At 72.3% G+C, this 26,505-nt stretch carries 19 protein-coding genes and 2 pseudogenes; 7 read left to right on the top strand and 14 right to left on the bottom strand.

Annotation, left to right across the window (positions count from 1 at the left end):
- Nucleotides 1–47: 47 nt before the first annotated feature.
- Nucleotides 48–800, bottom strand: a pseudogene (locus tag ACIP4X_RS00390) (SDR family NAD(P)-dependent oxidoreductase).
- Between the two features lie 91 nt (nucleotides 801–891).
- Here ACIP4X_RS00390 and ACIP4X_RS00385 point away from each other — a divergent pair.
- From ACIP4X_RS00385 to ACIP4X_RS00360, 6 genes and pseudogenes are all read left to right on the top strand, one after another.
- Entirely contained in the window at nucleotides 892–1,497 is a 606-nt protein-coding gene (locus ACIP4X_RS00385; protein ID WP_161243515.1) for a TetR/AcrR family transcriptional regulator, read from the top strand.
- 467 nt (nucleotides 1,498–1,964) lie between these two features.
- Nucleotides 1,965–2,510, top strand: a pseudogene (locus ACIP4X_RS00380) (transposase); the annotation flags it as partial.
- Between the two features lie 75 nt (nucleotides 2,511–2,585).
- A complete protein-coding gene (locus ACIP4X_RS00375) occupies nucleotides 2,586–6,086 on the top strand; it encodes an RHS repeat-associated core domain-containing protein (RefSeq protein WP_401345908.1) in 3,501 nt (1,166 codons plus the stop codon).
- A gap of 206 nt (nucleotides 6,087–6,292) precedes the next feature.
- Nucleotides 6,293–6,751, top strand: a complete 459-nt coding sequence (locus ACIP4X_RS00370; protein WP_358732535.1) for a hypothetical protein — start codon at nucleotides 6,293–6,295, stop codon at nucleotides 6,749–6,751.
- A 257-nt stretch (nucleotides 6,752–7,008) separates the two neighbouring features.
- Entirely contained in the window at nucleotides 7,009–7,224 is a 216-nt protein-coding gene (locus ACIP4X_RS00365; protein ID WP_358732534.1) for a DUF397 domain-containing protein, read from the top strand.
- 167 nt (nucleotides 7,225–7,391) lie between these two features.
- On the top strand, nucleotides 7,392–8,396 hold the full coding sequence (locus ACIP4X_RS00360) for an SCO1860 family LAETG-anchored protein (protein WP_358732532.1): 1,005 nt from the start codon (nucleotides 7,392–7,394) through the stop codon (nucleotides 8,394–8,396).
- A 63-nt stretch (nucleotides 8,397–8,459) separates the two neighbouring features.
- Here the strand turns inward: ACIP4X_RS00360 and cobC are convergent, their stop codons facing one another.
- The 6 genes from cobC to cobM are packed head-to-tail and all read right to left on the bottom strand — an operon-like array spanning nucleotide 8,460 to nucleotide 14,792.
- Nucleotides 8,460–9,539, bottom strand: a complete 1,080-nt coding sequence (gene cobC / locus ACIP4X_RS00355; protein ID WP_358732531.1) for an Rv2231c family pyridoxal phosphate-dependent protein CobC — start codon at nucleotides 9,537–9,539, stop codon at nucleotides 8,460–8,462.
- Nucleotides 9,529–10,443, bottom strand: a complete 915-nt coding sequence (locus tag ACIP4X_RS00350) for a sirohydrochlorin chelatase (RefSeq protein ID WP_401345903.1) — start codon at nucleotides 10,441–10,443, stop codon at nucleotides 9,529–9,531. The genes cobC and ACIP4X_RS00350 overlap by 11 nt, the downstream gene beginning before the upstream one ends.
- Complete coding sequence (locus ACIP4X_RS00345; protein ID WP_401345900.1) at nucleotides 10,440–11,045, bottom strand: precorrin-8X methylmutase; 606 nt, start codon at nucleotides 11,043–11,045, stop codon at nucleotides 10,440–10,442. Before ACIP4X_RS00345 ends, ACIP4X_RS00350 begins: the two co-directional genes overlap by 4 nt.
- Nucleotides 11,042–12,742 (bottom strand): precorrin-3B C(17)-methyltransferase, encoded by a 1,701-nt coding sequence (gene cobJ / locus ACIP4X_RS00340; protein ID WP_401345898.1) that lies wholly within the window; start codon nucleotides 12,740–12,742, stop codon nucleotides 11,042–11,044. Before cobJ ends, ACIP4X_RS00345 begins: the two co-directional genes overlap by 4 nt.
- The gene (cbiE, locus tag ACIP4X_RS00335; protein WP_401345896.1) at nucleotides 12,739–13,977 is read right to left on the bottom strand and encodes a precorrin-6y C5,15-methyltransferase (decarboxylating) subunit CbiE; all 1,239 of its coding nucleotides are present in this window, start codon (nucleotides 13,975–13,977) and stop codon (nucleotides 12,739–12,741) included. Before cbiE ends, cobJ begins: the two co-directional genes overlap by 4 nt.
- Nucleotides 13,974–14,792, bottom strand: coding sequence for a precorrin-4 C(11)-methyltransferase (gene cobM, locus ACIP4X_RS00330; protein ID WP_358732522.1), 819 nt, complete (start codon nucleotides 14,790–14,792; stop codon nucleotides 13,974–13,976). The genes cbiE and cobM overlap by 4 nt, the downstream gene beginning before the upstream one ends.
- Nucleotides 14,793–14,887: 95 nt before the next feature.
- Here cobM and ACIP4X_RS00325 point away from each other — a divergent pair, with 95 nt between their 5' ends.
- Nucleotides 14,888–15,619: a ZIP family metal transporter gene (locus ACIP4X_RS00325; protein WP_358732520.1), complete on the top strand. Its 732-nt coding sequence runs from the start codon at nucleotides 14,888–14,890 to the stop codon at nucleotides 15,617–15,619.
- 26 nt (nucleotides 15,620–15,645) lie between these two features.
- Here the strand turns inward: ACIP4X_RS00325 and cobI are convergent, their stop codons facing one another.
- The 7 genes from cobI to ACIP4X_RS00290 are packed head-to-tail and all read right to left on the bottom strand — an operon-like array spanning nucleotide 15,646 to nucleotide 26,481.
- Nucleotides 15,646–16,395, bottom strand: a complete 750-nt coding sequence (gene cobI, locus ACIP4X_RS00320; protein WP_358732518.1) for a precorrin-2 C(20)-methyltransferase — start codon at nucleotides 16,393–16,395, stop codon at nucleotides 15,646–15,648.
- Nucleotides 16,392–17,771, bottom strand: a complete 1,380-nt coding sequence (locus tag ACIP4X_RS00315; protein ID WP_391453743.1) for a cobyrinate a,c-diamide synthase — start codon at nucleotides 17,769–17,771, stop codon at nucleotides 16,392–16,394. Before ACIP4X_RS00315 ends, cobI begins: the two co-directional genes overlap by 4 nt.
- On the bottom strand, nucleotides 17,771–18,379 hold the full coding sequence (gene cobO / locus ACIP4X_RS00310) for a cob(I)yrinic acid a,c-diamide adenosyltransferase (RefSeq protein WP_391453745.1): 609 nt from the start codon (nucleotides 18,377–18,379) through the stop codon (nucleotides 17,771–17,773). Before cobO ends, ACIP4X_RS00315 begins: the two co-directional genes overlap by 1 nt.
- A complete protein-coding gene (locus ACIP4X_RS00305) occupies nucleotides 18,379–20,388 on the bottom strand; it encodes a putative cobaltochelatase (RefSeq protein WP_391453747.1) in 2,010 nt (669 codons plus the stop codon). Before ACIP4X_RS00305 ends, cobO begins: the two co-directional genes overlap by 1 nt.
- Nucleotides 20,385–24,038, bottom strand: a complete 3,654-nt coding sequence (cobN, locus tag ACIP4X_RS00300) for a cobaltochelatase subunit CobN (RefSeq protein ID WP_401345891.1) — start codon at nucleotides 24,036–24,038, stop codon at nucleotides 20,385–20,387. Before cobN ends, ACIP4X_RS00305 begins: the two co-directional genes overlap by 4 nt.
- A complete protein-coding gene (locus ACIP4X_RS00295; protein WP_358732509.1) occupies nucleotides 24,035–25,543 on the bottom strand; it encodes a cobyric acid synthase in 1,509 nt (502 codons plus the stop codon). The genes cobN and ACIP4X_RS00295 overlap by 4 nt, the downstream gene beginning before the upstream one ends.
- Entirely contained in the window at nucleotides 25,540–26,481 is a 942-nt protein-coding gene (locus ACIP4X_RS00290) for a cobalamin biosynthesis protein (RefSeq protein WP_358732507.1), read from the bottom strand. Before ACIP4X_RS00290 ends, ACIP4X_RS00295 begins: the two co-directional genes overlap by 4 nt.
- Nucleotides 26,482–26,505: the final 24 nt, after the last annotated feature.

The following is a 26,505-nucleotide window of genomic DNA, read 5'->3' as shown; positions in this document are numbered from 1 at the left end:
TCCACCCGAAACGAAGGGGGTCAGGCACTCAGACGCCGCGACCGGCGTCAGGTCGATACTCGGCCCCCATCAACGGGAACAGTGACGCCATGGATAAAGCTGGCATCCTCGCTAGCCAGGAAGACGATCGCGGAGGCAAGTTCCTCGGGCTCAGCTACGCGACCTGCTGGTGCTAGACGTGCGAGCTGGTTCACCATCTCGCCGGGGATGCCTTCGGTCATACGGGTGCGCGTCGGGCCGGGCGCAACGGCGTTCACGCGAACGCCACGCGGGCCGTATTCGGCGGCCCATGCCTTCGTCAAGAGTTCGAGGGCCGCTCGGCTCGCGCCGTACATCGCCATGCCGGGCTGTCCGAAGCTGGCGACCATCGTGCTGACATTGACGATTGAGCCCCATCCACGCTCGGCCATCGCGGGTGCCAGGGCCGCGACGAGGAAGAACGGAACCTTGACGTTGAGTGCGAAGGTCTCGTCGAACTCTGTTTCGGTCGCTGCATCGCTCGGCCCCAGCAAGGCGACTCCAGCGTTGTTGATGAGGATGTCGACGTGACCATCGCCGGCCTCAATGGCCCATCACGCTAGGTCTTGCGCCGATTCCAGGTCTCCCAGCGTGGTGAGCCTGAACGACGCTCTGCCTCCGCCGCCTTCGATCTCGGCCACGACCTGCTCGGCTCTTTCTGCGTTGCGTCCGACAACCAGGACGTGAGCGCCGCGGGCAGCGAGAGCTATGGCCGTCGCCTTGCCGATCCCGCTCGTAGAGCCGGTGACCAGTGCAGTTCTGTCTTTCAAGTCAGCAGGCATGCGTTGCTTCCTCCTCCTCAAAGTGGGTTACGCAACCCAGTCTGGCTCGATCGGACTGGGCTGTCAAACTCAGAATCGCTACTATGGGTGCATGGTGAACAAGGCGAACGATCGGCCGCGGCTCACGCCGAAGGGTGAACGCGTCCGGGCGCGGATCGTGGAAGGGGCTGCGGCCTTGATCCACGAGCGCGGGGTCGCGGGTACCACCTTGGAAGACGTCAAGGTGGCAGCGGAGGTCAGCGGTTCGCAGCTCTACCACTACTTTCCCGACAAGAACGAACTCCTGCAGGCGGTCATCGGCTACCAAGCCGACACCCTCGTCAATCACAATCGGCAGGCGCTCGGCAGCGAGGACGGAGTCGCAGCCTGGCGGAACATGCTGATCGCCGGGGTGGAGCATGGCCAGGCAAAGGGCGGCTGCCCACTCGGTTCGCTCGGCGGTCAACTCGCCGAGAGCGACCCCGAGGCCCGAGCCCTCATCGCCGCCGGATTCGAGCGATGGTCAACCGCCATCAGCGAAGGACTCAGGTCGCTTCATGCCGAGGGGAAGCTCGCACCCGGCATTGACCTGGACGCCCTCGCCACCACTATGCTCGCCACCCTGCAAGGGGGACTTCTACTCGCCCAGGTACAACGCAGTACGCGTCCCTTCGAAGTTGCGGTCGATACCCTCCTCGCCCTTGCCATCCAGCCTTGAGACTCAAAGGCCGGTTCCGATATGGGGGGACAACCCCCGGATAATCCCCGAAGCCACCGGCCTGGGGTCGCCAGTGACACCTAGGACAAGTCACCCGTGGGCGTCCCCGCGGCTGCCCCGGCGGCGTCCCTCTCCCGAGGGCGCCGCCGGGGCTCCCCAGCCACTCACGCGGCTGGGGCCACCGCTGAAGATGAGCGACCTGGTTGCGTCCGTCACCAACACGGCCCACGCCTCCCCCCGAGTCCGCCCTGCTCAGCTGCAGGGCGCGTCTGTCAGCCCTGCGAGTAGCCGGGTGTTCTCCGCCATGAGCCGCTGAACGATGCGTCGCATAGCCACCAGGTCCGCGCGCCGCCCGACTGCTGGGGCCTGGTCCCGCTCCTTGCGCACTTCCCCGGGCTCATCGTCGCGTTGAGGCAGAGCAGCACGGTCCCGCCGAGCGGCGGCGATGCGGTTCTCCATCTGAGGACCTGGCCGCGGACGGGTGCATCACCAAGGCACCCTCGGGCGGGCAGTGCGCGGGGAAGTCTCCGGTAGACCGGGGCAAGCAGGGCACCAAGCGCTCCCAGCTGACCGACGGGTACGGGATACCCGTGGTCACGGTGCCCGCCGGCGCGGACATTCGCGACCACACACTGCTCCCCGAAACCCTCGACGAGTTCGACGAGTTGACCGACCGCCTCGACCACGCCCCGCAGAACCCGGCGCTGAGCCTGGACGCCGGCTACGACTACCAGCCCGTCCACACCGCCCTGGCCGAACGCGAGATCAGGCCACGCATCAGCAAGCGCGGCACGAAGACGCCGATCCAGACCGACGGCCGCTGGGTGGTCGAGCGCACAAACTCGTGGATGAACAACTTCGGCAAGCTTCGCCGCAACACCGAGCGGCGACGAGCATGCACCGAGTTCTTCCTTGCTCTGGCCACGGCCATCATCACCGTCCGTAGCCTGATCCGACGAGCCTGGTACACCCACCGGTGGGACACCCGCCCGCGCAGCCCCCGCATCCGATAGCCCAGCTCAACGCCCACTGGCGGACGCTCTAAGGACGTCGTCGAGGGCGAGACCGCCTCCAAGGTGGTCTACGAGGTGCCGCTGACCCGCGCCAAGGGCGGCCCGTACGACATGTCCGGTGCCGATGTGGCCACCTGGGGCCAGGCGGACGCGCCCACGGACGCCACCGCCGTCTTCGACGACGAGTCCGACCCCGGCACCCACACGGCTACGGCCACTACGCCCGGAAAGGACGGCTACCGACAGGCCACGGTCCACTACCTCAACGCCTCGGCGCAGGAGGTGAACTCCGCCACCTGGTCCCCGACCGGCGTCGGTGACATCGACACCACCGGGTACGACCGGTTCGGCAACACGGTCCGCTCCCTGGACGCCCCCGGTCGCCTGCTGGCCCTCGGCAAGGAAGACGATTCCGACGAGAAGGCGGCCGAACTGGAGCTGCCGGACGACCCTGCGGCCCGCGCCGGTCTGCTGGACAGCCGCAGCGTCTACAGCCGCGACGGTCTCGACCTGCTCGAAGAGCTCGCCCCCGTCTACCGGGCACGGCTCGACGAGGACGTCCCGGCCCAGTCCGACCCGCCGATGCCGGCACTGAAGGCCGGCGAGTCGGTGGTCGTCCGCTCCCACACGGTCCACGCCTACGACGAGGGCAAGCCCGACGGGGCGGCGTACCACCTGGAGACCACCACCCGTGAGGGTGCCCGCATCGAGGGCTACACGGCGGACGTCGAGGTCCGGGTCACCAAGACCGGCTACGGCACTCCGATCGGCGGCACCTCGGGCTGGACCCTGCGCGCGGAGACCTCGGTGACCACCGACGCCGTCTCCGGCGGAGCGAACCTGACCTCGACGATCAAGTACGACGCGGCAGGTCGTGCGGTCGAGTCCCGCAGGCCGGGCTCCAACGGCTCGGACACGGGCACGGTGAAGACCGTCTTCCACACCGCGAAGGGCAACCCGGACGACGCGACCTGCGGCAACCGTCCCGAATGGGCGGGCAACCCGTGTGTCACGCTGCCCGGCGGCAAGGTCACCGGCGCGGACACCGCCCGTATGCCGGACACCCTTCCGGTCAAGCGCATCACGCGCTACTCCCGCTTCGGGGACGTGGAGGAGGCCACCGAGACCAACGCGGGCAAGAGCCGCAAGACGGTGACCGTCTACGACGCGGCCGACCGGATCGTCTCCACGGAGATCACCTCCGACGTCGGCAAGGCCCTGCCGAAGGTGACCACCGACTACGACCCGGTCACCGGGCACGCCGTGAAGACGATCGCAGGCAACAAGACCATCACCGGCGTCTTCGACGCCCTCGACCGGCTGCTGTCCTACACGGACGCCGACAGCGGCACCACGACCACCGAGTTCGACAAGTACGGCAAGCCGGTCAAGGTCACCGACAACACCGGCTGGACCAGCTACGCCTACGACCGCACCAAGGAGCCGCGCGGCTTCGTCACCTCGGTCACCGACAGTGTGGCCGGCACCTTCACCGCGAAGTACGGGCCCAGCGGTCAGATGGTGGAGCAGACGTACCCCGGCGGCTACGTCCGTAAGGACGCCTTCAACGCGGCGGGCGCGGCGACCGGCCGGACCTACACCCGCACCTCGGACGGCGAGGTCGTCTACGGCCAGCACATCGAGCTGACCACGCAGGGCGCGGTGGCCTCCGACACCTCCTCCACCGACAGCAAGGAGTACACCTACGACCGTCTCGGCCGTCTGACGAAGGCCGTCCAGAGCACCACCGCCGAAGGCTGCGTCACCCGCAACTACCGCTTCGACGAAGCAGGCCGCAGCATCGCGGGCCGCATGAACCGCACGTCCAAGACGGTCGTACCGGCCGCCGAGGACGGCTCGTGCGCGACCACCGGCGGCACGACCACGGCAAACTCGTACGACAGCGCCGACCGGCTGCTGGCCACGGGCTACACCTACGACGCCTTCGGCCGCACCACGGCCACCGGCACCGGTTCGGTCAACGCCTACTGGGCCAACGACCTGGTCGCGTCCCAGACCGCGGGCGACACCCGCCAGTCCTGGACGCTCGACCCCGCCCTGCGCTTCGAGGCCTTCACCACCGAGAAGAAGCAGGCGGACGGCACCTGGGCCAACGCCACCAGCAAGCTCAACCACTACGGGGACGACTCCGACGAGCCCCGTTGGATCATCGAGGACGCCACCCAGGGCACCCTGACCCGCAACGTCTCCGGCCCCGACGGCGACCTCGTGGCCACCACGTCCGCGACCGGCGACCTGGAGCTGCAGTTCGCCAACCTGCACGGCGACGTGTCCGTCACGCTGGACACCGCGATGACGGCACCGAAGGTGCTGCTCTACGACGAGTTCGGGGTGCCGGTCGACGGCCAGGCACCGCAGCGGTACGGCTGGCTCGGAGCCAAGCAGCGTTCGGGTGAGGCCCTTGACGGCGTCATCCTCATGGGCGCCCGCCTCTACAGCCCGGCGCTGGGCCGGTTCCTGCAGACCGACCCCGATCCCGGCGGCAACGCCAACGCCTACGACTACTGCAGCGGCGACCCCGTCAACTGCGTGGACCTGGACGGGCACTGGGGCTTCTCCTTCAAGAAGACGTTCCGAAGGGTTGCCCGGGTGGCGGAGGTCGCCTCCTACATCCCCGGTCCGATCGGCAACGTCGCCTCCGCCGTGGGGGCCATCTCCTACGCCGCCACGGGCAACTGGCGCAAGGCCGCCGAAATGAGCGTGGGCATCGCCTTCGGCTCCGCCGACCGCCTCGCGGTCAAGGGCTTCAAAGCGGTCCGCACGATCCGCAAGGCCAGCCGAGTCAACCGGACCTTCTCCAGGGCCCGGTCGGTCTTCCGCCGCTCCCGGTGCAACTCCTTCGCCCCGGACACGCCGGTCCTGATGGCCGACGGCAGCTATATGCCCATCGGCGCCATCGAGATCGGTGACTACGTGGCCGCCACCGACCCCGAGACCGGCGAGACCTACGCCGAACCGGTCCTGGACGTCATCAGCGGCTACGGCACCAAGCACATCGTCGAGATCGACACCGACTTCGACCCTGCGACGCCGCCGCTGGAAGCAACGGCGGAACACCCGCTGTGGGTGGTCGACAAGGGATGGGTGAGGGCTGCCGACGTCCTGACCGGTGATGCTCTCGTATCGCCGGACGGCAGCAGTCACCAGGTCACCGCAGTGCGCGACCGTGGTGAGGTCGAGGGGCGCTTTGTCGTCAACCTCAACGTCGGTGATGTGCACACCTACACCGTTGCCGTCGGCAACGACGACGTGGTGGCTCACAACCGCAATGGCCAGTGCCGCATCGACCTCAAGCACGTGCTCGACGGGCATGGATCCACCAGCCGGGAAGCCGGTAAGAGCCGCTTTCGATCGAGGAACGTCAAGGAGATCAAATACCTGATCCGGACAACAATCAAGAAGGGGAAGAGCCGCAAGAACACCGATGGTCGTCCCGGGCGTATCCACGAATACGATTTCGGCCGTCGAGTCGGCCGCAACTCGAAGGGGAAACCGACGTCACGAGTTCGTGTCGTGGTGAAGAACAACAGAGTCCGGACCGCGCATCCGTACTAGTGTGCACAGTCACCAGAATTGGGACGGTAGGTCCTGTGAGGATTTCTCTGTCTCGCTGAAGAGCACCGATGTCATTTGTCGGTTGTAGCATGAACAGGTGGCGGCTTGCGTGAGATCGCTCGCGCAGGTCGCCGCTTGCTTCTGGAACTTGCCGGTTCGGAATCGTGGGGCCGGCGGAAGATGAGATCTGGTCAGGGGTCAGCAGAGTGATAGAACTTGATTACCGAGTAGAAGGCATCGTCGATGGTGCGGATACCCCCGAGCTGCGGCGCAAGTTGGTGACGGCTGACCTGTACGACCTTACGTATGAAATGTTCTGGGGCGACCTTGTTTTCAGGGTTGAAGGCGCGGACTTCAGCGGCCGTGGTCCTGTATTTGACGCCGCGTACGTCCTGTTCTGTGTCGCGCAAGACCTTCAGGAGCAACCAAAGAGAAGCTACTCTGCGGCAGAAGGGGCAGGTGAGTACCGGTTTCACCGAAAGGGTGATCTGTTGCAGATCAGGGAGGATGATGGGATTCGTGGAGTGGTCCTCTATGAGGATTTTCGTTCCGCCACGACAGCGTTTCTTCGCACGCTCGTCGATGATCTGTGCGGGCGTTATCCCGAATTGCGTAAGAATGCAGAGATCGCCAAGATTCGCCGTCGGTTGCTGTCTTCCGGTTGACCAAAAGAGATGATGGCGGAATGCTCTTGTCCGGCCTGGCGGGCGAGGCATCAAAAGCCGACGTTCCAAGCGGTCAGCGGAGATGGTTGCCGCCACCGGCATCCATGCCCTGCCCGCCCCCTGCAAGGCCGCGGCCGGCGGACCGACTACGCCCAGCATTTCATCGACGGCACTTGCAACGGCCTTGTGGCAGGTGCTCCCACCGGGCGGGCAGGCATCGGGTCCGCACGTCTCATCGAACGACTTGTAGGAGCGACATGAATAAGCGGCAGAACGCCGGTGGTCAAGACGAGTTGACGTGGCGGAAGAGCAGCTACAGCGGCTCGGGTGGCGGCAACTGCGTTGAGGTCGCCGAGGCGGTCGGCGAGGTCGTCGTACGGGACTCGAAGGACACCAGCGGAGACAGGGTGCATGTCAGCCGGGAGGCCTGGGGCGCCTTCCTGCCCTACTCCGGAGGCTGCTCGGTCTGCTGACCGCCGTCTGTCACGGGAGTGGCTGGAGGGAACACCCGTACCTGGAAAATCGAACAAGCGGACGGAAACCTCCCGAAAGGGTGAAGTAACCGTAGATCGCTGACGCTTCACCCTCAGTACGTAATTCTTACCGGGTCCCAAGCATTCCTTTCTGGGGGTCCCACACCTTGAACGGCAACAACTTCCGCATGTCCGCACGTCGTTGCGCCACTGTCGCCGCGGCCACCGTGCTGGCGACCGGGCCGGCGACGCTGGTCGGCGCCGGGTCCGCGCACGCGACCGGTGGGCAGGAGGGTCACGCGAGCGCCTCCGTCCTGCGTACCGGGCTGGACGTGTCCCTGCTCAACAAGACGGTGAACGTCCCGCTCGCGGTCTCCCTCAACGAGGTCGAGGCACCGCGGAGCGCGCAGCAGACCGCGCTGACCGCGCGTCTCGACGGCGTCGACGGCGGGAAGCCCTTCAGCGTGATCCGCGCGGACGTGGCGAAGACCGACGCGACCGTCTCCGCGGACAAGTCGGAGGGCGTCGTCGAACTGGCCCACGCCCGTGTCCACGTCCCCGGCCTGCCCCTGCTGTCCCTCATCGAGGTCGACCAGGTCACGTCCAGGGCGACCTGCGAGGCCGGCGAGACCCCGGTCGCCAGCAGCAACGTCCTGGGCTCCGTGACGGTGCTCGGCAAGAAGGTGACGCTGAGCGCCGGCGGCCCGACCGACGTCCGTGTCCCCGGGGTCGGCGAGGTCCGCCTCGACCTGTCGAAGCGGGAGACGACGTCGAGCACGGCCGCCGCGACGGCCCTGGAGCTCAAGGTCTCCGTCAACCCGCTCAAGCTGAACGTGGCCGAGGTGGAGGGCACGGTCACCCTCGCCAAGGCGACGTGCGAGACCCCGGCGGCGCCGGAGAAGGAGGCGGCCCCGCCCGCCGAGCAGGGCGGCGACGACAAGCCCCAGGCCACCGAGGACAAGCCCCAGGGCGCCGACGACAAGTCCGGAAGTGACGACGTCAAGTCCCAGGACGCCGCCGACGTGAAGCCGCAGACCGTCTCCGAGAAGAAGACCGTCGACCTGGCGGAGACGGGCGGCAGCTCCCTCACGCCGTACCTGGCTGCGGGCTCCGCCGTTCTGCTGGCCGCCGGGGGAGGCGCGCTGGCGGTGGCACGCCGGCGCCGCGGCTGACGGCCGGGATCTCGCGGCCTCGCCGGGAAGTCCTGGACCGCCGGGACTTCCCGGCGCGGTGAGTCAGGGAACGGTGGGCGGCGCCAGCGCCGAGCCCAGGGCGCGGACGAAGCCGTCCACCGTCCCCCTGTCCCGCACCGCCAGCCGCAGCCAGTCCCCGCCAAGACCGGGGAACGTGTCCCCGCGCCGCACCGCGTAGCCCAGCCCGCGCAACCGCCGCCTCACGTCCGCCGCCCCCGGCACGCGCACCAGCACGAAGGGGCCCTCGGCCGGTCGCACCACCCGCACCCCGTGCCCCGCGAAGGAGTTCAGGGCCGCCACCAGGTGGGCCCGGTCCGCGGCGATACGGCGGGCCGCGTCCTCCGCCTCCGCCAGCGCCCGCGGCTCCACGCAAGCCACCGCCGCCGCGAGCGCCGGAGTGGACACCGGCCACAGCGGCTGGGCACGCTCCAGCTCGGCGATCAGCTCGGGCGACGACAGCACGTAGCCGATCCGCAGCCCCGCGAGACCCCACGTCTTGGTCAGGCTGCGCAGCACCACGAGGCCGGGCACGTCCGTCCGCCCCGCCAGCGACTCCCGCTCGCCCGGCACCGCGTCCATGAATGCCTCGTCGACCACCAGAACCCGTCCCGGACGGGCCAGTCGGGCGACGGACGCGGCCGGATGCAGCACCGACGTCGGGTTCGTCGGATTGCCGACCACCACCAGGTCCGCGTCCTCGGGGACGGCCGCCGGATCGAGCCGGAAGCCGTCCTCAGCCCGCAGCAGCCCCCGGTCGACCGTGTGCCCCGCGTCCCGCAGCGCCGCCTCCGGCTCGGTGAACTGCGGATGCACGACGACCGGCCGCCGCACCTTCAGCGCCCGCGCCAGCAGTACGAACGCCTCCGCCGCCCCCGCCGTCAGCAGCACCCGCTCCACCGGCAGTCCGTGCCGCGCCGCCACCGCCGCCCGCGCGGCCCGCCCGTCCGGGTAGGCGGCGAGACCGGTCAGCGAGGCGGCGATCCGCTCCCGCAGCCACCCCGGCGGCGTGTCCGCGCGTACGTTCACGGCGAGGTCCACCAGCGCCGCCCCGTCGTCGCGGACCTCGGCGTCCCCGTGGTGCCGCAGATCGTGCCCGAACGGCACCGAATCCTCAGTGGGCATGGGAGTGGGCGTGCCCTCCATGATGATGGCCATGGTGCCCGTCGTCGTCCGGGTGGAAGTGCGGCTGCTGCGGCAGCCCCACCTTGTCCTCGAAGCCCGGCAGCGCGATCCGGTACACGCACGAGTCGCAGTTCATGCGCAGATCGCCCTTCACCGCCTCCTCGTACCGCTCCATCACCAGGTCCAGCAGCTCCGGCTCCGGCCCGATCACGTCCGCCGACCGCACCTCGGTCTCCGGGTGCGCCGCCGCCCAGTCGTCCGTCTGCCGCCGCACCCGGTCCGGCAGGATGCCGGTGAACAGGAAGTACGGCAGCACCACGATCCGCCGGGCGCCCAGCCTCACGCACCGGTCGAGTCCGCCCGGCACGTCCGGCGCCGCGAGCGACACGAAGGCCGTCTCCACGCCCGCGTAACCGCGTCCCTCCCACAGCAGCCGTGCCGCCTTGTGCACCTCGGCGTTGGCGTCCGGGTCGGTCGAGCCGCGCCCGACCAGCAGCACCGTCACCTCGGAGCGGTCCCAGGACGGATCGACCGCCTCGTCCAGCCGCCGCTTCAGCACCCGCAGCAGCGAGGGGTGCGGGCCCAGCGGCCGGCCGTAGGTGTACGAGATCCCCGGGTGCCGTTCCTTCTCACGGGCCAGCGCCGCCGGAATGTCGCCCTTGGCGTGCCCGGCGGACACCAGCATCAGCGGTACGGCGGCGAACCGGCGCACGCCCCGCTCCACCAGCTCGGCGACGGCCTCGCCCAGCGGCGGCGGGGACAGCTCGATGAAGCCGCCCGCGACGGGCAGTTCGGGGTTGCGGCGCCCCAACTCCCGTACGAAGTCCCGGAAGGCCTCGGCTCCGGCGTCGTCCCGGGTGCCGTGACCGGCGACGAGCAGAGCGGGCGGCGGCGGGGTGGTCACAGGGTCTCCTCGGGCGATTCAGGCGATTCAAGCGAACCAGCGTGGTACAGCAGGGCGTTGAGCGCGGCCGCGGCGACCGCCGAACCGCCCTTCTCGGACACGTTGCTCACGGCGGGCAGCCCGCTCTCGCGCAACGCGGCCTTGGACTCGGCCGCCCCGACGAAACCGACGGGCAGACCGATGACGAGCGCGGGGGAGGCGTCCAGCTTCAGCAGCTCCTCCAGGGCGGTCGGCGCGCAGCCGATCACCCAGAGCGCGCCGGGGCCGACGTCCTCGTACGCCAGCCGGATCGCGTGCGCCGAACGCGTCATTCCGGGACCCGACCTGGCGTCCCTGAGTCGGCAGACGCTCTCGCGCCGGGTGATCCCGGCGGCCACCATCTCCACGTCGGCGACCACCGGAGCACCCGCGTGCAGCGCGGCGTGCGCCGTCACCAGCTCGCGTTCGTCCAGGACGAGGTCGGACGCGTACTCCAGGTCGGCGGAGGAGTGCACGACCCGCTCCACCACCGCCCGCGTCAGCGGCGCGAGGTGCGAGGTGTCCAGGCGGGCGCGCAGCCGCCGGAACGACTCCTGCTCGATCGGGTGGACGACACGGTTCACTTGGGCTCCTCCCGGGATGCCTGCCAGCGGTAGCCGCGCGGCGTGACCATGCGCCCCGCGATCTCGCGGGTCGCGGTGTTGCCCACGGTCACGACCGTCATCATGTCGACCGTCTCCGGGTCGAGACCGGCCAGCGTGGTGACCCGGCTGGACTCGCCGGGCCGTGAGGCGTTGCGTACGACACCGACCGGCGTCGCCGGCTCCCGATGCTCCGCCAGGACCGCCAGCGCCTTCGGCAACTGCCAGTCCCGGCCACGGGAGCGGGGGTTGTAGAACGTCACGACGAGGTCGGCCTCGGCCGCCGCCCGCACCCGCCGCTCGATGACCTCCCAGGGGGTGTGCAGATCCGAGAGGCTGATCGAGACATGGTCGTGGCCCAGCGGAGCGCCGAGAAGGGCGCCCGCGGCGAGGGCGGCGGTGATCCCGGGAACCCCGACGACGTCGATGTCGCCCGACGCCTCGGCCAGCGCGGGCGAGGCCATGGCGTACACCCCGGCGTCACCGCTGCCGATCAGCGCGACGGCGTGCCCGCGCCGGGCCTCGGCGACCGCCGTGCGGGCCCGCTCCTCCTCCGCGCCCAGCCCCGACTCGAGGACGCGGGTACCGGGCCGCAGCAGGTCGCGGATCTGGTCGACGTACTGGTCGAGCCCCACGAGCACGGAGGCGCGCCGCAACTCCTCCCGCGCGCGCGGCGTGAGCAGGTCCCGGGCGCCGGGACCCAGCCCGACGACCGCGAGCCGCCCGCGCCCCGGCCGCCGTACGACCGCGCAGGTCGCCATCGCGGGCGTCCCGTCGGGGCGCTCCGACTTCCGCTTGGGAATGATGAGTTCGCCCCCGCGCACGAGCGCGGCCGCCTCCGCGACGGAGGGGGTGCCGACGGCGGCGAGCGGCGCCGGCGAAGGGTTGGGCACGTCGACCGCGGCCAACTCCTCGGCGGAGTACGTCACCAGGGGCACCCCGAACCGCCGGGCCGCCCCGACGACGCCGGGCTCCTCCGCCTTGGCGTCGACCGTGGCCAGCTCGGCGAGCGAGGCCGCGGACAGCCCGGCCTCCGCGAGCACGCCCTCGACCAGGCCCACCACCTCCTCGACGGGCGCGCCCCTGGACGCGCCGACGCCCACCACCAGCGTCGGCGGCCGCAGGACCACCTCCCGTTCGGCGGGCGCGGCGGCACGGTCGGTGACCCGGATCGTGTAAGCGCCCTCGGCGGCGACCCGCAGCGGCGGCAGCGGCCAGCTCACCTCCGCGTCAAGACCGACCGGCTCCCCGTCGAGCAGCGCCCGCGAGACCCCGGCGACATCGCCCTCCACCGGAAGGCCGAGCGTGTCGAGGCCGGGCAGCCCCACGGCGTCCGTCGCGGTCGTCACGACCGGCTCCGCGCCCAGCACCTCGCCCACCGCGCGGGCCAGTTCGTTCGCCCCGCCCGCGTGCCCGCCCACCAGGGACACCGCGAACCGGCCGCCCTCGTCGACGCAGACCACTCCCGGGTCGGAGGACTTCTCGCCCAGCAGCGGCGCGATCAGCCGTACGACCGCCCCGGTCGCGAGGAAGCACACCAGCTGCCCGCACTCGGCGAAGGCGGCGCGTACGGCGTCCCCGACGGGCCCGTCGTACACCCGGGTACGGTCCGGCCAGGCCGCGGCCAGCCGGTCCCGCGCAGCCGCGCCCGCCGCCGTGGCGGAAATGAGGCCGATCACTCAGCGACTCCTTCATGAAGCACCGGGGGCCGCGTGCCCCACAGCAGGAAAACAGGGTTGGTGGCCGCGAGCCGGGTCACGTCGCCCGGCAGCGACGCGAGCCGCGAGGACTGGAGCAGCACGCCGTCGCATGCGAGCCCGGCGGCGGCCAGCGCCTCGCGCACGGCCGGCACCCGGTCGAGCGCCGCCACGGCGACCACGACGGTCCGCCGGGCCCGCAGCGCGCACGCGGTCACGACCGCGGGCAGCGCGCGCCCGCCGCCACCGACGAACACCGCGTCGGGGTCGGCGAGCCCGGCCAGCGCCTCCGGCGCGGTTCCGTGCACCACCGACACGTCCACGGCGTGCGCCGCCGCGTTGGCGCGGATCCGCTCCACTCCGTCGGCCGTCCTCTCGACGGCGGTGACCGCGGCACCCAGCCGGGCGCACTCCACGGCGACCGAACCGGAGCCCGCGCCCACGTCCCAGACCAGGTCGCCGAGGCGCGGCCCGAGCCGGGCCAGCGCCAGGGCGCGCACCTCGAACTTGGTGATCATCGAGTCGCGGTGGGCGAACTCGCTCTCCTCCAGCGCCCATCGGGACGGGCCGGCGGGCGGACCCGCGACCGTCCGCAAAGGTCCGGGCGCGTGCGCCCCGTCCAGGCACAGCACCACGTTCACGGCCGTACCCCAGTCGCGGGCGGCGGCCTCGGCCGGCGTGAGCCGTTCCACGCGCTCGCCGTCCGGGTCGCCGAGCGCGGAGGCGACGACCAGGGTCCGCTCGCCGCGGGTGCCGGCCAGCGCGGCGCCCAGCTCGGCGGGCCCGGCCCCCGGTCCGGTCAGCACGGCGACCTTCGGACGCGCCCGGCACACGTTCACGGCCGTGCGCAGATCCCGCCCGTGCGCGCTGACCACCACCGCGTCGTCCCAGGGCAGCCCGATCCGCGCGAACGCGGCCGCCACGGAGGAGACACCGGGTCGGACGTCGAGCAGCCCGGGCCCGAACCGCTCGGCGAGCGCCCGTACGATCCCGAAGAAACCGGGGTCCCCGGAGGCCAGCACGGACACGGGACGTTCCTCGGTGACGTACTCGGCGATGGTGTCGAGCGCGGGCGCCAGCGGACCCAGGACCACCCGCTCGGCGCCCTCCGGCAGCCGTACGGCGTCCAGATGCCGCCGCGCGCCCACGACAAGACCGGCGTCCGCGGGCACCCCGGTGCCGTACGCCCTGGTGCCCGTGCCGACCACCGTGATCACGTGCTCGCACCCCGCGCGCGCAGGGCCCTGCGGGCCTCGGGGTCGGCCTTGCGGTGGCCGTGGAAGTGACCGGGGTGGTAGAGGTGCGAACGCGTGCCGTGGGCGGCGAGGGCCGGTCCGACCAGGAACAGCGTGTGCTTCCAGAGCTTGTGCTCCTTGACCGTCTCCTCCAGCGTGCCGACCGTGCACGTGACGATCAGCTCCTCCGGCCAGGTCGCCTGGTAGGCCACCACGACCGGCGTGGACGTCGGGTAGCCGCCCTCCAGCAGCTCCCGCACGAGCTGGCCGCTGCGGGCCGCCGACAGGAACACCGCCATGGTGGTGCCGTGCCGGGCGAACTCGCGGACCTCCTCGCCGGGCGGCATCGGCGTCTTCCCGCCACCGAGCCGGGTCAGCACGACCGACTGCGCGACCTCCGGGATCGTCAGCTCGCGCCGGGCCAGCGCGGCCACGGCCGAGAAGGACGAGACACCGGGCACGACCTCCGTCCCGATGCCGATGTCCTCGCACCGGTCGAGCTGCTCCTGCGTGCCGCCCCACAGCGCCGGGTCGCCGGAGTGGACACGGGCCACTTTCAGCCCCTCCGCGTGCGCCCGCTCGTACACGGCGACGACGTCCTCCAGGGAGAGGGCCGCCGAGTCCAGGATCTCCGCGTCCTCGCGCGCGTGCTGGAGCACCTCGGCCTGCACCAGGCTGGCCGCCCAGATCACGACGTCGGCCTCGGCGATCGCGCGGGCCGCGCGGAACGTCAGCAGGTCGGCGGCGCCGGGGCCGGCACCGACGAAGGTCACCTTGCCGGTCGGGGCAACGGCCATGGGTTCGGGTCCTCTCATGTGGAATGTCCTGATGTGGGGGGATGTAGCAGTGGCCGGATGTGCGCGATCGGGCCCTGATCGGATAGCAAGGGCACATGGCGGTCTTCGTCGCGCTCGGCGCGTTCCTGATGACGCTGGCCGGCGGCTGGACGGCACAGCGGGTGACCGACCGCCGTCATCTGGTCCTGGGACTGGCCGGCGGCCTGATGCTGGGCGTGGTCGGCCTGGACCTGCTGCCCGAGGCGCTCCACTCGGCCGGCCGGGAGGTGTTCGGCGTACCGGCGGCCCTGCTGCTGTTCGTGGCCGGGTTCCTGGTGGCCCACTTGGTGGAACGCCTGCTGGCGGCGCGGCAGGCCGCGCACGGCGGCGCCGAGCGGCACAACCACCGCGCGCCCGAGGTGGGCTTGACGGCGGCGGCCGCCATGGTCGGTCACAGCGCCATGGACGGCGTGGCCATAGGGGCCGCCTTCCAGGTGGACCACGGCATGGGCGTCGCCGTCGCGCTCGCCGTCATCGCCCACGACTTCGCCGACGGCTTCAACACGTTCACCATCACCAGCCTGTACGGCAACGCGCGGCGCAAGGCCGTCGCCATGCTCGTCGCGGACGCCCTGGCCCCCATAGCGGGCGCCGCGGCGACCACGCTCGTCACCATCCCGGAGTGGTTCCTCGGCGGCTATCTCGGCCTCTTCGGCGGGGCCCTGCTCTACCTCGCCGCGGCCGAGATCCTCCCCGAGGCCCACCACGAGCACCCCGCCCGCTCGACCCTGCTGTGCACGGTCGCGGGCGTGGCCTTCATCTGGATGGTGGTCGGCCTGGCGGCCTGACCGGTCCTCCCGCACCCTGGTACGGCTCACAGCTTCCCGCCCCGGCCGCCCTCGCGCCGCGCGGGCGCGATGAGCGTCGACAGGTACGGCAGCGTCGCCCCGTCGAGCCCCGACGCCGGCCGGATCGACTCCTCCGGCAGCCCCAGCGCCGACCCCCACACCGCGTCGTCGATCCGCCCGCTCTCCCGCAGCGCCTCGGCCACCTCCCCGGCCTGCCGCCCGAACTTGTACGCCACCACGGTCCCGGGCCCGCTCAGTGCCTGCCTGAGCACGGCGGACCCCGCGGTGACCGGCACCAGAGTCAGCGGCTCCGTCCCCTCCGTCAGCACGGCCCCCGAACGCGCCGCGAGATCCTGCATCGCGGTGATGCCGGGCACCGTCTCCACCACGGTCCCCGGCACCAGCGCGGCCACGGTCTGCGCCAGATACGTGAAGGTCGAGTAGACGTTGGGATCGCCGATGGTGGCGAAGGCGACCGTGCCACGGCTTTCGAGCAGCCCGGCGACCCGCTGCCCGGCCGCGTCCCACGCCGCCTCCCGCCGCGCCCGGTCCGACCGCTCGTTCAGCGCGAACACCACCCGGACGACCTTCTCCGCGGGCACGTAGTGCAGCACGGTCGCCTCGGCACGCCCGCGCTCCCCGCCGTCCGTTCCGTCGGACGCGCCCATGACGGGCACGACGACGACGTCCGCGGTGCGCAGGGCGTTGACGCCCTTGACGGTCACCAGCTCCGGATCGCCGGGGCCCACCCCGACTCCGATCAGCCTGCTGCTCATGACGTCCGGCACCTCTCGACGAACCGACGGGCGACACCGGGCGCGGCCACCCAGTGCGTGTGCAGATAACTCGCGTGCACGTTGTGCTGTACGAAGCCCTCGACCCGCCGCTCGGGGACGCGCACGCCCCAGGCGGGGGCCGCCGCCCCCGACCCCGAGCCGGGCTCCACGGCGGTCCGGTGGAACTCGTGCCCCCGCATCCGCTCCCCGGCCCCGGCGAGCACGCTGTCACTCACGGCCACGGCGTCCCGGTAGCCGAGCGTGAGCCGCCCGGTCATCCGCGCCGAGGCGTCCAGCACCCCGCACATGGGCAGCCCGTCCAGCTCCCGGCACAGATACAGCAGCCCGGCGCACTCGGCGGCGACGGGAGCACCGCCGAGCGCCAGCCCGGCCACCGCTTCTCGCAACCGCTCGTTGGCGGACAGCTCCGCCGCGTACACCTCGGGAAACCCGCCCCCGACGACCAGCCCGCGGGTCCCCTCCGGCAGCCGCTCGTCCCGCAGCGGGTCGAAGGACACGACCTCGGCCCCGGCGGCACGGAGCAACTCGGCGTGCTCGGCGTAGGAGAAGGTGAAGGCGGATCCGCCGGCGACGGCGACCCTCGGCCTCTCCCCGTGGTCCCCGGCCTCGGGGGAGGGCAGGGCCCCGGCCGCGTCCCAGGCCTCGCACGGCAACGTCCCCGCGCCGCGCGCCAGCGCGACCAGCGCCTCCAGATCGCACCCGTCGGAGACCTGCGCCGCCATCGCGGCCACCGCGTCCACGGCCGCCGCCCGCCGCTCGGCGACCGGCACCAGACCGAGATGGCGAGACGGCGTGTCCACCTGCTCGACCCGGCGCAGAACCCCCAGCACGGGCACCCCGACCGAGTCCAGCGCCTCGCGCAGCAGCGCCTCGTGCCGCTCGGAGGCCACCTTGTTGAGGATCACGCCCCCGATCCGCACCTCCGGGTCCCAGGTCACGAACCCGTGCACCAGCGCCGCCACCGACCGGGACTGCGCGGACGCGTCGACGACCAGCACCACCGGCGCCCGCAGAAGCTTCGCCACCTGCGCGGTGGAGGCCAGTTCGCCCTCCCCGGCGGCCCCGTCGTACAGCCCCATCACGCCCTCGACGACGGCGACGTCGCACCCGCGCGCCCCGTGCAGGAACAGCGGGCCGATCAGCTCGGGACCGCACAGGTACGCGTCCAGGTTGCGTCCCACGCGCCCGGTGGCGAGCGCGTGGTACCCGGGGTCGATGTAGTCCGGGCCGACCTTGTGCGGGGACACCGAAAGGCCCCGCCGGGCCAGCGCGGCCATCAACCCCGTGGCGACGGTGGTCTTGCCGCTGCCCGACGAGGGCGCGGCAACGACCAGCCGGGGCACGGACGGGGACATCACCACTCGATGCCCCTCTGCCCCTTCTGCCCGGCGTCCATCGGATGCTTGACCTTGGACATGTCGGTGACGAGGTCGGCGAAGTCCACCAGCTCCCCGGGCGCGTTCCGCCCGGTGATCACCACATGCTGGGTCCCGGGCCGGTTCCGCAGCACCTCCACGACCTCGGCGGTGTCGACCCAGCCCCAGTGCATCGGATACGCGAACTCGTCGAGCACGTACAGCCGGTAGGTCTCGGCGGCCAGGTCCCGCTTGACCTGCTCCCAGCCCTCCCGCGCCTTCTGCTCGTTGGTCGCGTTGTCACCCTGTGTGTCCCGCTGCACCCAGGACCAGCCCTCGCCCATCTTGTGCCAGTCCACGGTGCCGCCCTGCCCCGAGGCCCCCAGCACCCGCAGCGCGTTCTCCTCGCCGACCTTCCACTTGGCCGACTTGACGAACTGGAACACCCCGATCGGCCAGCCCTGGTTCCAGGCGCGCAGCGCAAGGCCGAAGGCGGCGGTGGACTTGCCCTTGCCAATACCGGTGTGCACGACGACCAGCGGCCGGTTGCGGCGCTGACGGGTCGTCAGCCCGTCCTCCGGTACGACGCTCGGCTGCCCCTGAGGCATTACGCGGCCCTCCTCGAAGTCCCCTGCACGTCCCTGACGAGACCGGCGATGCTGTCCGCCCGCAGCTCGTCCAACGTCACTGCCGTACCGCCCAGTTCACCCGCGAGCTGCCCGGCGAGCCCCAGCCGCACCGGGCCCGACTCGCAGTCCACGACCGCGGACGCGGTGCCCTCGGCCGCGAACAGCCGCGCGGCGCGCCCGGCCAGGGCGACCGGCTCCGGCCCACCCGTGGCCCGTCCATCGGTCACCACCACGACCAGCGCCCGCCGCGCGGGGTCACGCAGCCGCTCGATCCGCAGCACCTCGTGCGCCTTGAGCAGCCCGGCCGCCAGCGGGGTGCGCCCGCCCGTGGGCAGTGACTCCAGCCGGGCCGCGGCGGCGTCGACGGACGACGTCGGCGGCAGCGCGACCCGCGCCTCCCTGCCGCGGAAGGTCACCAGCCCCACCTTGTCCCGCCGCTGGTAGGCATCGAGGAGCAACGACAGGACGGCGCCCTTGACGGCGCTCATCCGCTGCCGCGCGGCCATCGACCCGGAGGCGTCGACCACGAACAGGACGAGGTTCCCCTCACGCCCCTCGCGGGCCGCCTGCCGCAGATCGTCCCGGCGGACGACCAGCCCCGGCCCCGACCGCCCACGCGCCCGCTGGTGCGGGGCGGCGGCCTGCACGGTGGCCGCCAGGTGCAGCTTGGTCAGGGCACCCCTGGGCCGCCGGGCCCCGATGGTGCGCCCGTGCTCGGTCCGGGCCCGCGAACGCCGCCCGGCGGCGCCCTCGCCGAGGCCGGGCACGCTGAGCACCTTGGTGCGGAACGGCTCGGAGGCGCGCACGGCGGACTGCTCACCGGCGCCGGCACCGGAGGGCTGCGGCTCGCCGCCGCTGTCGCCCGCGTCGGGCCGTGCGGCGGTGTCACCATCCTGCGGGCCGCGGTCGTCGGGGGAGGGCTGCCCGCCGCCACCGCCGGGCCCGTCGGGACCGGGGTCGGGATCCTCGTCCTCCGAGCCTCCGAACTCCTGAAGGGTCTCGTCGAGCTTGTCCTCGTCCAGGCCGGGTGCGTCGAAGGGGTTGCGGCGCCTGCGGTGCGGGAGGGCCAGCAGCGCGGCCTGCCGCACGTCCTCGGCGAGCACGTCGGTCCGCCCGGCCCAGGCGGCCAGCGCGGTGGCGGTCCGGGCCATGACGATGTCGGCGCGCATGCCGTCCACCTCGAAGGCGGCACAGGTCGCGGCGATCTGCCGCAGCGCGCCGTCGCCCAGCCGGACCTGCGGCAGCAGCTCCCGCGCCGCCACGATCCGCTGCCGCACGGCGGCCTCCTCGTCCGCCCACCGGGCGGCGAAGGCGGCGGGATCGTCGTCGTGGGCGAGCCGCCTGCGCACGACCTCCACCCGCTGGTCGGGCTCCCGCGAGGCCGCGACCTCGACGGTGAGCCCGAACCGGTCGAGGAGCTGCGGCCGCAGCTCGCCCTCCTCGGGGTTCATGGTCCCCACGAGCAGGAAACGCGCGGCGTGCCGAACGGAGACGCCCTCGCGCTCGACGTACGAGGCGCCCATGGCGGCGGCGTCGAGCAGGAGGTCCACGAGGTGGTCGTGCAGAAGGTTGACCTCGTCGACGTAGAGGATCCCGCGGTGCGCGTCGGCGAGCAGACCCGGCTCGAAGGCCTTCACGCCCTCGGCGAGCGCCCGCTCGATGTCGAGCGCGCCCACGAGCCGGTCCTCCGAGGCGCCGACGGGGAGTTCGACCATCCGCGCCGGCCGCTCGGCACCGGCCCCCGGCTCATGGGGACCGTCCGGGCAGGCGGGATCGGGCGCGCCGGGGTCACAGGAGAAACGGCACCCGGGCACGACGTCCACCTCGGGCAGGAGCGCGGAGAGGGCGCGTACGGCGGTGCTCTTCGCGGTCCCCTTCTCACCGCGGACGAGCACGCCGCCCACGGCCGGGCTCACCGCGTTCAGCAGCAGCGCCAACCGCAGGTCGTCCTGTCCGACGACAGCCGTGAACGGAAACGGGGTGGTCACTTGTCCTCGCCCTCCAAGTCGCCCTCCAGCTCCAGGTAGGTGGTCCGGAGCCGCTCCAGCGTGTCCGCGTCCGGCTCCGCCCACAGCCCGCGGTCGGCCGCCTCCAGCAGGCGCTCGGTGATGCCCCGCAACGCCCACGGGTTGGACTTCTTCATGAAGTCCCGGTTCTCGGCGTCGAAGACGTACTCGGCGCTGAGCTTCTCGTACATCCAGTCGTCGACCACGCCCGCCGTGGCGTCGTAGCCGAAGAGGTAGTCCACGGTCGCCGCCATCTCGAAGGCGCCCTTGTAGCCGTGGCGCCGCATGGCCGCCATCCAGCGCGGGTTGACCACCCGGGCGCGGAAGACGCGGTGCGTCTCCTCGCCCAGGGTGCGGGTCTTCACCTGGTCGGGTACGGCGCTGTCGCCGACGTACGCCTCCGGGCTCGCCCCCGTCAGGTGCCGGACCATGGCGACCATGCCGCCGTGGTACTGGAAGTAGTCGTCGGCGTCGACCAGGTCGTGCTCTCGGGTGTCGACGTTCTTCGCCGCCACCGCGATCCGCCGGAACGCCGTCTCCATGTCCCCGCGCGCCGCGCGCCCGTCGAGGCCGCGCCCGTAGGCGTAGCCGCCCCACACCGCGTACACCTCGGCGAGGTCGGCGTCACTGCGCCAGTTGCGCGCGTCGATCAGCGGCAGCAGGCCCGCGCCGTACGCGCCCGGCTTGGAGCCGAAGATGCGGGCAGTCGCCCGGCGCCGGTCGCCGTGCTCGGCGGTGTCCTCGTCGGCGTGGGCCTTGACGAAGTTCCGGTCGGCGGGCTCGTCCAGCTCCGCCACCGTCCGTACCGCGTCGTCGATCAGAGAGACGACATGCGGGAACGCATCCCGGAAGAAGCCCGAGATACGGACCGTGACGTCGATGCGTGGTCGGCCCAGCTCCTGAAGGGAGACCACCTCGAAGCCGGTCACCCGGCGGGAGGCGTCGTCCCACGCCGGGCGGCAGCCCAGCAGTGCCAGGATCTCGGCGATGTCGTCGCCCTGGGTGCGCATCGCGGACGTGCCCCAGACCGTCAGGCCGACCGACTTCGGGTACTCGCCGGTGTCCTGGAGATAGCGGGCCACCAGCGAGTCCGCGAGCGACTGGCCGACCTCCCAACTCAGCCTGGACGGGATCGCCTTGGGGTCGACCGAGTAGAAGTTGCGGCCGGTCGGCAGCACGTTGACCAGGCCGCGGGTCGGCGAGCCGGACGGTCCCGCGGGGACGTAACCGCCGCGCAGCGCCCGCAGGATGTGCCCGATCTCGTCCGTCGTGCGGGCCAGCCGCGGCACGACCTCGGTGCAGGCGAACTCCAGCACGGCCGTGGCGTCCGGGAGTTCGGTGCCCAGCACCTCTCGTACGAGTGCCGGACCCGCCTCGGCCGCCCAGCCGCGCTCCTCCATGCCCTCGGCGATCCGCCGGCACAGCTGCTCCAGCAGGTCGATGGCGTCCGCCGCGGTGCGTGAGGGGCCCTCCACCAGGTCCGTCAGCTCCACCGGCACCTTCACCGGAGCGCCCGGCTCGGCCAGCAACTCCTTCTCCACCAGGCCGAAGTGCTCCGCGAGGCAGGCCCGCAGCCCCGGCAGCGCGTTCGCCTGCCCGCCCCACACCTGCGAGGCGCGCAGCACGGCCAGCACCAGGTTCACCCGAGGCTCGCCGACCGGGCCGCCGCCGAGGATGTGCAGACCGTCCCTGATCTGCACGTCCTTGATCTCGCACAGATAGCCGTCGATGTGCATGACGAACTCGTCGAACGCGTCGTCGTCCGGCTGCTCGTCCACATGGAGGTCGTGGTGCAGTTCGGCGGCCTTGACCAGGGTCCAGATCTGGGCGCGCACGGCGGGCGCCTTCACCGGGTCCAGGTCGGAGACGAGCGCGTACTCGTCGAGGAGCTGCTCCAGTTTGGCGAGGTCGCCGTAGGTGTCCGCGCGAGCCATCGGCGGGACGAGGTGGTCGACGACCGTGGCGTGCCCGCGCCGCTTGGCCTGGGTGCCCTCGCCGGGGTCGTTGACGATGAAGGGGTACACCAGCGGCAGGTCCCCGAGCACCGCGTCCGGCGCGCAGCCGCGCGAGAGCCCGAGGCCCTTGCCGGGCAGCCACTCCATCGTGCCGTGCTTGCCCATGTGCACGACGGCGTCGGCGCCGAACGAGTTCTCCAGCCAGCGGTAGGCCGCCATGTAGTGGTGGGACGGCGGCATGTCGGGGTCGTGGTAGATCGCGATGGGGTTCTCGCCGAAGCCGCGCGGCGGCTGGATCATGACGACCACGTTCCCGAACTGCAGGGACGCGAGGACGATGTCGTCGCCGTCTACGTACAGGGAGCCCGGCGGCTCGCCCCACGCCTCCGTCATCCCGTCCCGCAGCTCCGGGTCGAGCCGGTCGAACCAGGCCCGGTAGTCGGCCAGGGGCACGCGCGCAAGTGCGGCGGCCAGTTGGTCCTCCGTCAGCCACTCCACGTCGTGACCGCCGGCCTCGATGAGGCGGTGGATGAGCTCGTCGCCGTTGTCGGGGTAGCCCTCGACCGCGTACCCCGCCTCCCGCAGCGCGTCCAGGACGCGCACCGCCGACGCCGGGGTGTCGAGCCCCACCGCGTTGCCGACCCGTGAGTGCTTGGTCGGGTACGCGGTGAAGACGAGCGCGATCCGCTTCTCCGCGTTGGCCTTGTGCTTGAGCCGCGCGTGCCGTACGGCGATCCCCGCGACGCGGGCGGCCCGTTCGGGGTCGGCCGCGTACACCGGGACGTCGTCCGGGCCCTGCTCCTTGAAGGAGAACGGGACGGTGATGAGCCGTCCGTCGAACTCGGGGATCGCGACCTGCATGGCCGCGTCCATGGGGGACAGCGCGGCGTCGGACTCGTCCCACGCGGCGCGCGAGGAGGTCAGGCAGAGCCCTTGCAGCACGGGGATGTCCAGGTCCGCCAGCGCCCCGATGTCCCACGCCTCCTCGTCGCCGCCCGCGGAGGCCTGCGAGGCGTGCGTGCCGCCGGCCGCGAGGACGGTGGCGACCAGGGCGTCGGCGCGGCCGAGGATCTCGTACAGCCCGGCGTCCGCGCCGCGCAGCGAACCGCAGTAGACGGGAAGGGCGTTGGCGCCGTGCGCCTCGATCGCGTCGCACAGGGTGTCCACGAACGAGCTGTTGCCGCTCAGTTCGTGGGCGCGGTAGAAGAGCACGCCGACGGTCGGGCGGCCTTCCACGAGGGCACGTTCGCCGTGGACGCCGTGATCCGGCATCTTCCGCGGCTCCTCGAAGCCCTCGCCGGTCAGCAGCACCGTGTCGGAGAGGAACCGCGCGAGTTCCGCCAGGTTGTCGGGGCCGCCCTCGACGAGGTACTTCAGCGCCTCCGCCACGACCCCGGCGGGCACCGAGGACTCGGCCATCAACTCGGCGTCCGGCACGGCCTCTCCGCCCAGCAGCACGGTCGGCACGCCGGACGCCTTCAGCGCGGCGAGCCCGTCCTCCCAGGCGCGCTTGCCACCGAGCAGCCGTACGACGGCGAGGTCCGCGCCGTCGAGCAGCCCCGGAAGGTCCCGGCCTACGTCCACGCGGGTCGGATTGCCGATCCGGTAGGAGGCGGCCGAGGCTCGGGCGGCGAGCAGATCGGTGTCGGCGGTCGACAACAACAACACTGTGCTCATGCGGGCGCTCCCGGTGGAATGAAAGGCAGTCCTTGTGGCGCGCCCGACTCGATGAGCCGCCAGAGCGCGTCCGTGTCCGCGTGCTGTTCGATCAGGTCGCCGAGCCGGTCGAGCTGCTCCTCGCGCAGCGCGGCGAACGACGTGTCGGGGGCCGGTACGAAACGGCGGCCGGCGGCGGCCGCCACCTCGCGCAGGAAGGCCCGCCGGAAGCCGTCCGACTCCAGCGAGCCGTGCCAGTGCGTGCCCCAGACGGCCCCGACCCGGCAGCCGTCCAGGAAGGGGCTTCCGCCGGTGACTTCGGCGACCCCGTGGTGGATCTCGTACCCCTCGACCGGCTCGCCGAGTGCTTCGCCCCGAGGCCGGGTGAGGGTCTTCTCGCGGGCGAACCTGACCCGTACGGGCAGCAGGCCCAGCCCGCCGACGTGGCCGCGCCGGCTCTCCACGTCGTCCTCGATGTGCTCGCCGAGGAGCTGGAAGCCGCCGCAGACGCCCAGCACCGGCCGCCCCTCGGCGGCCCTGCTCGCGAGGGCGCGCGCGAGGCCGCGCTCCCGCAGCCACTCCAGCGCCCTGACCGTGCCGCGGGTGCCGGGCACGACGACGAGGTCGGCGTCCGCCAGTTCCTCGGGGCGGTCCACGAACCGTACGACGATGCCCGGTTCGGCGGCGAGCGCGTCCACGTCGGTGAAGTTGGACATCAGCGGCACGGCGCAGACGGCGACCCGCAGCACGTCCTCGCCGACCGGCGGGGCCACGGTGGACTCCCGTACGGCGCCCCGCAGGGACCCGCGCAGTCCGTCCTCCTCGTCGATGCCGAGCCCGTGCCGGAACGGCAGCACGCCGTACGTACGCCGGCCGGTGAGCCCGTGCAGCATGTCGAGGCCGGGTTCGAGCAGCGAGACGTCCCCGCGGAACTTGTTGACGAGGAACCCGGCGACGAGTTCCTGGTCCTGAGGGGACAGCAGGGCGACGGTGCCGAAGAAGGAGGCGAAGACGCCCCCGCGGTCGATGTCGCCGACGACGAGCACGGGCAGCCGCGCGCCGCGCGCGATGCCCATGTTGACGATGTCGGTGCGGCGCAGGTTGATCTCCGCCGGGCTGCCCGCTCCCTCGCAGATCACCGCGTCGTACGTGCTCCGCAGCTCGGCGAGGCAGTCGAGGACGGTGCCGAGGAGCTTCTGCTGCCGCCCGCCGTGGTAGCCGCGGGCGCTCAACTCGCCCACCGGTCTGCCCAGCAGCACGACCTGGCTGCTCTGCTCGCCCCCCGGCTTGAGCAGCACCGGGTTCATCAGCGCGGTCGGCTCGACGCGGCACGCCTGGGCCTGCATGGCCTGCGCCCGCCCGATCTCGGCGCCCTCCCGGGTGACGAAGGAGTTGAGGGACATGTTCTGCGCCTTGAACGGGGCGACCTTCACGCCCTGGCGCACCAGCCACCGGCAGATCCCGGCCGTGACGACGCTCTTCCCGGCGTCGGAGGTGGTGCCGGCGACGAGCAGACCGCCCCTCATGACGTCCGTCCTCTCTTCAGCAGCCGCGCGCCCGCGCACACGCCGAGCGCGAGCCAGCCCACACGGCGGGAGAGCCGTACCGCGCGCTCGATGTCACCCGGCCGGACGGCGCGTCCGGCGCCGTTGAGCACCGGGCGGTGCTCCACACGCCCGCCGTACGCGAGCGTGCCGCCCAGCCGCACCCCGAGCGCCCCCGCGAACGAGGCCTCCACCGGGCCGGCGTTGGGGCTCGGGTGCTTGCCGGCGTCGGCGCGCCAGGCCCGTACGGCACCGCGCGGGTCGTCGCCCGCCACGGCCGCCAGGGCGGCGGTGAGCCGTGCCCCCGGCCATCCGGCGAGGTCGTCGAGGCGGGCCGAGGCCCAGCCGTAGCGGCGGTACCGGGGTGACTTGTGCCCGACCATGGCGTCCAGGGTGTTGACGGCGCGGAAGCCGACGAGTCCCGGCACTCCGGCGGCGGCGCCCCACACCAGCGCGCCCACCACCGCGTCGGAGGTGTTCTCGGCGACGGACTCGACGACGGCCCGGGCGATCCCGTCGGCGTCCAGCGCCTGCGGATCGCGCCCGCACAGATGCGGCAGCCGCGCCCGGGCGCCCTCGACGTCCCCGGCTTCCAGCGCGCGCCCGATCTGCCGCGCCTCCCGGGCGAGGGAGGTGCCGCCGACGACGGCCCAGGTGGCGGCGGCGGTCAGCGCGACGGACGCGGTACGGGAGGAACGCACGGCCCGCGCCGCCAGCGCGGCCGACGACACGGCACCGCCCACGCACACGGCGGTGTGCAGGGCGCCCCGGCCGCGGTGGTCCCGCCACAGCGCGCGTTCCACGGCGCCCGCGGCCCGTCCGAACACGGCGACGGGGTGTCCGCGGCGCGGGTCGCCGAGGAGCAGGTCACCGAGGAGGCCGGCGGTGGCGCCGTACGCGAAGACGCGATCGGCACCCATCGGGTCAGCCGGTCGTGCGGTCGG

Source organism: Streptomyces sp. NPDC088817 (assembly GCF_044750345.1).
GTDB lineage: Bacteria > Actinomycetota > Actinomycetes > Streptomycetales > Streptomycetaceae > Streptomyces.
The sequence above is the reverse complement of the archived record's forward strand: the minus strand, read 5'-3'. Positions and strand labels throughout refer to the sequence as shown.

Bases quoted from the DNA above. Each gene is read 5' to 3' on its own strand.
- ACIP4X_RS00385 (WP_161243515.1), top strand. From the start codon at position 892: ATGGTGAACAAGGCGAACGATCGGCCGCGGCTCACGCCGAAGGGTGAA.
- ACIP4X_RS00365 (WP_358732534.1), top strand. From the start codon at position 7,009: ATGAATAAGCGGCAGAACGCCGGTGGTCAAGACGAGTTGACGTGGCGG.
- cobC (WP_358732531.1), bottom strand. From the start codon at position 9,539: ATGCCCACTGAGGATTCGGTGCCGTTCGGGCACGATCTGCGGCACCAC.
- cobM (WP_358732522.1), bottom strand. From the start codon at position 14,792: ATGGCCGTTGCCCCGACCGGCAAGGTGACCTTCGTCGGTGCCGGCCCC.
- ACIP4X_RS00325 (WP_358732520.1), top strand. From the start codon at position 14,888: ATGGCGGTCTTCGTCGCGCTCGGCGCGTTCCTGATGACGCTGGCCGGC.
- cobI (WP_358732518.1), bottom strand. From the start codon at position 16,395: ATGAGCAGCAGGCTGATCGGAGTCGGGGTGGGCCCCGGCGATCCGGAG.
- ACIP4X_RS00315 (WP_391453743.1), bottom strand. From the start codon at position 17,771: ATGTCCCCGTCCGTGCCCCGGCTGGTCGTTGCCGCGCCCTCGTCGGGC.
- cobO (WP_391453745.1), bottom strand. From the start codon at position 18,379: ATGCCTCAGGGGCAGCCGAGCGTCGTACCGGAGGACGGGCTGACGACC.
- cobN (WP_401345891.1), bottom strand. From the start codon at position 24,038: ATGAGCACAGTGTTGTTGTTGTCGACCGCCGACACCGATCTGCTCGCC.
- ACIP4X_RS00295 (WP_358732509.1), bottom strand. From the start codon at position 25,543: ATGAGGGGCGGTCTGCTCGTCGCCGGCACCACCTCCGACGCCGGGAAG.
- ACIP4X_RS00290 (WP_358732507.1), bottom strand. From the start codon at position 26,481: ATGGGTGCCGATCGCGTCTTCGCGTACGGCGCCACCGCCGGCCTCCTC.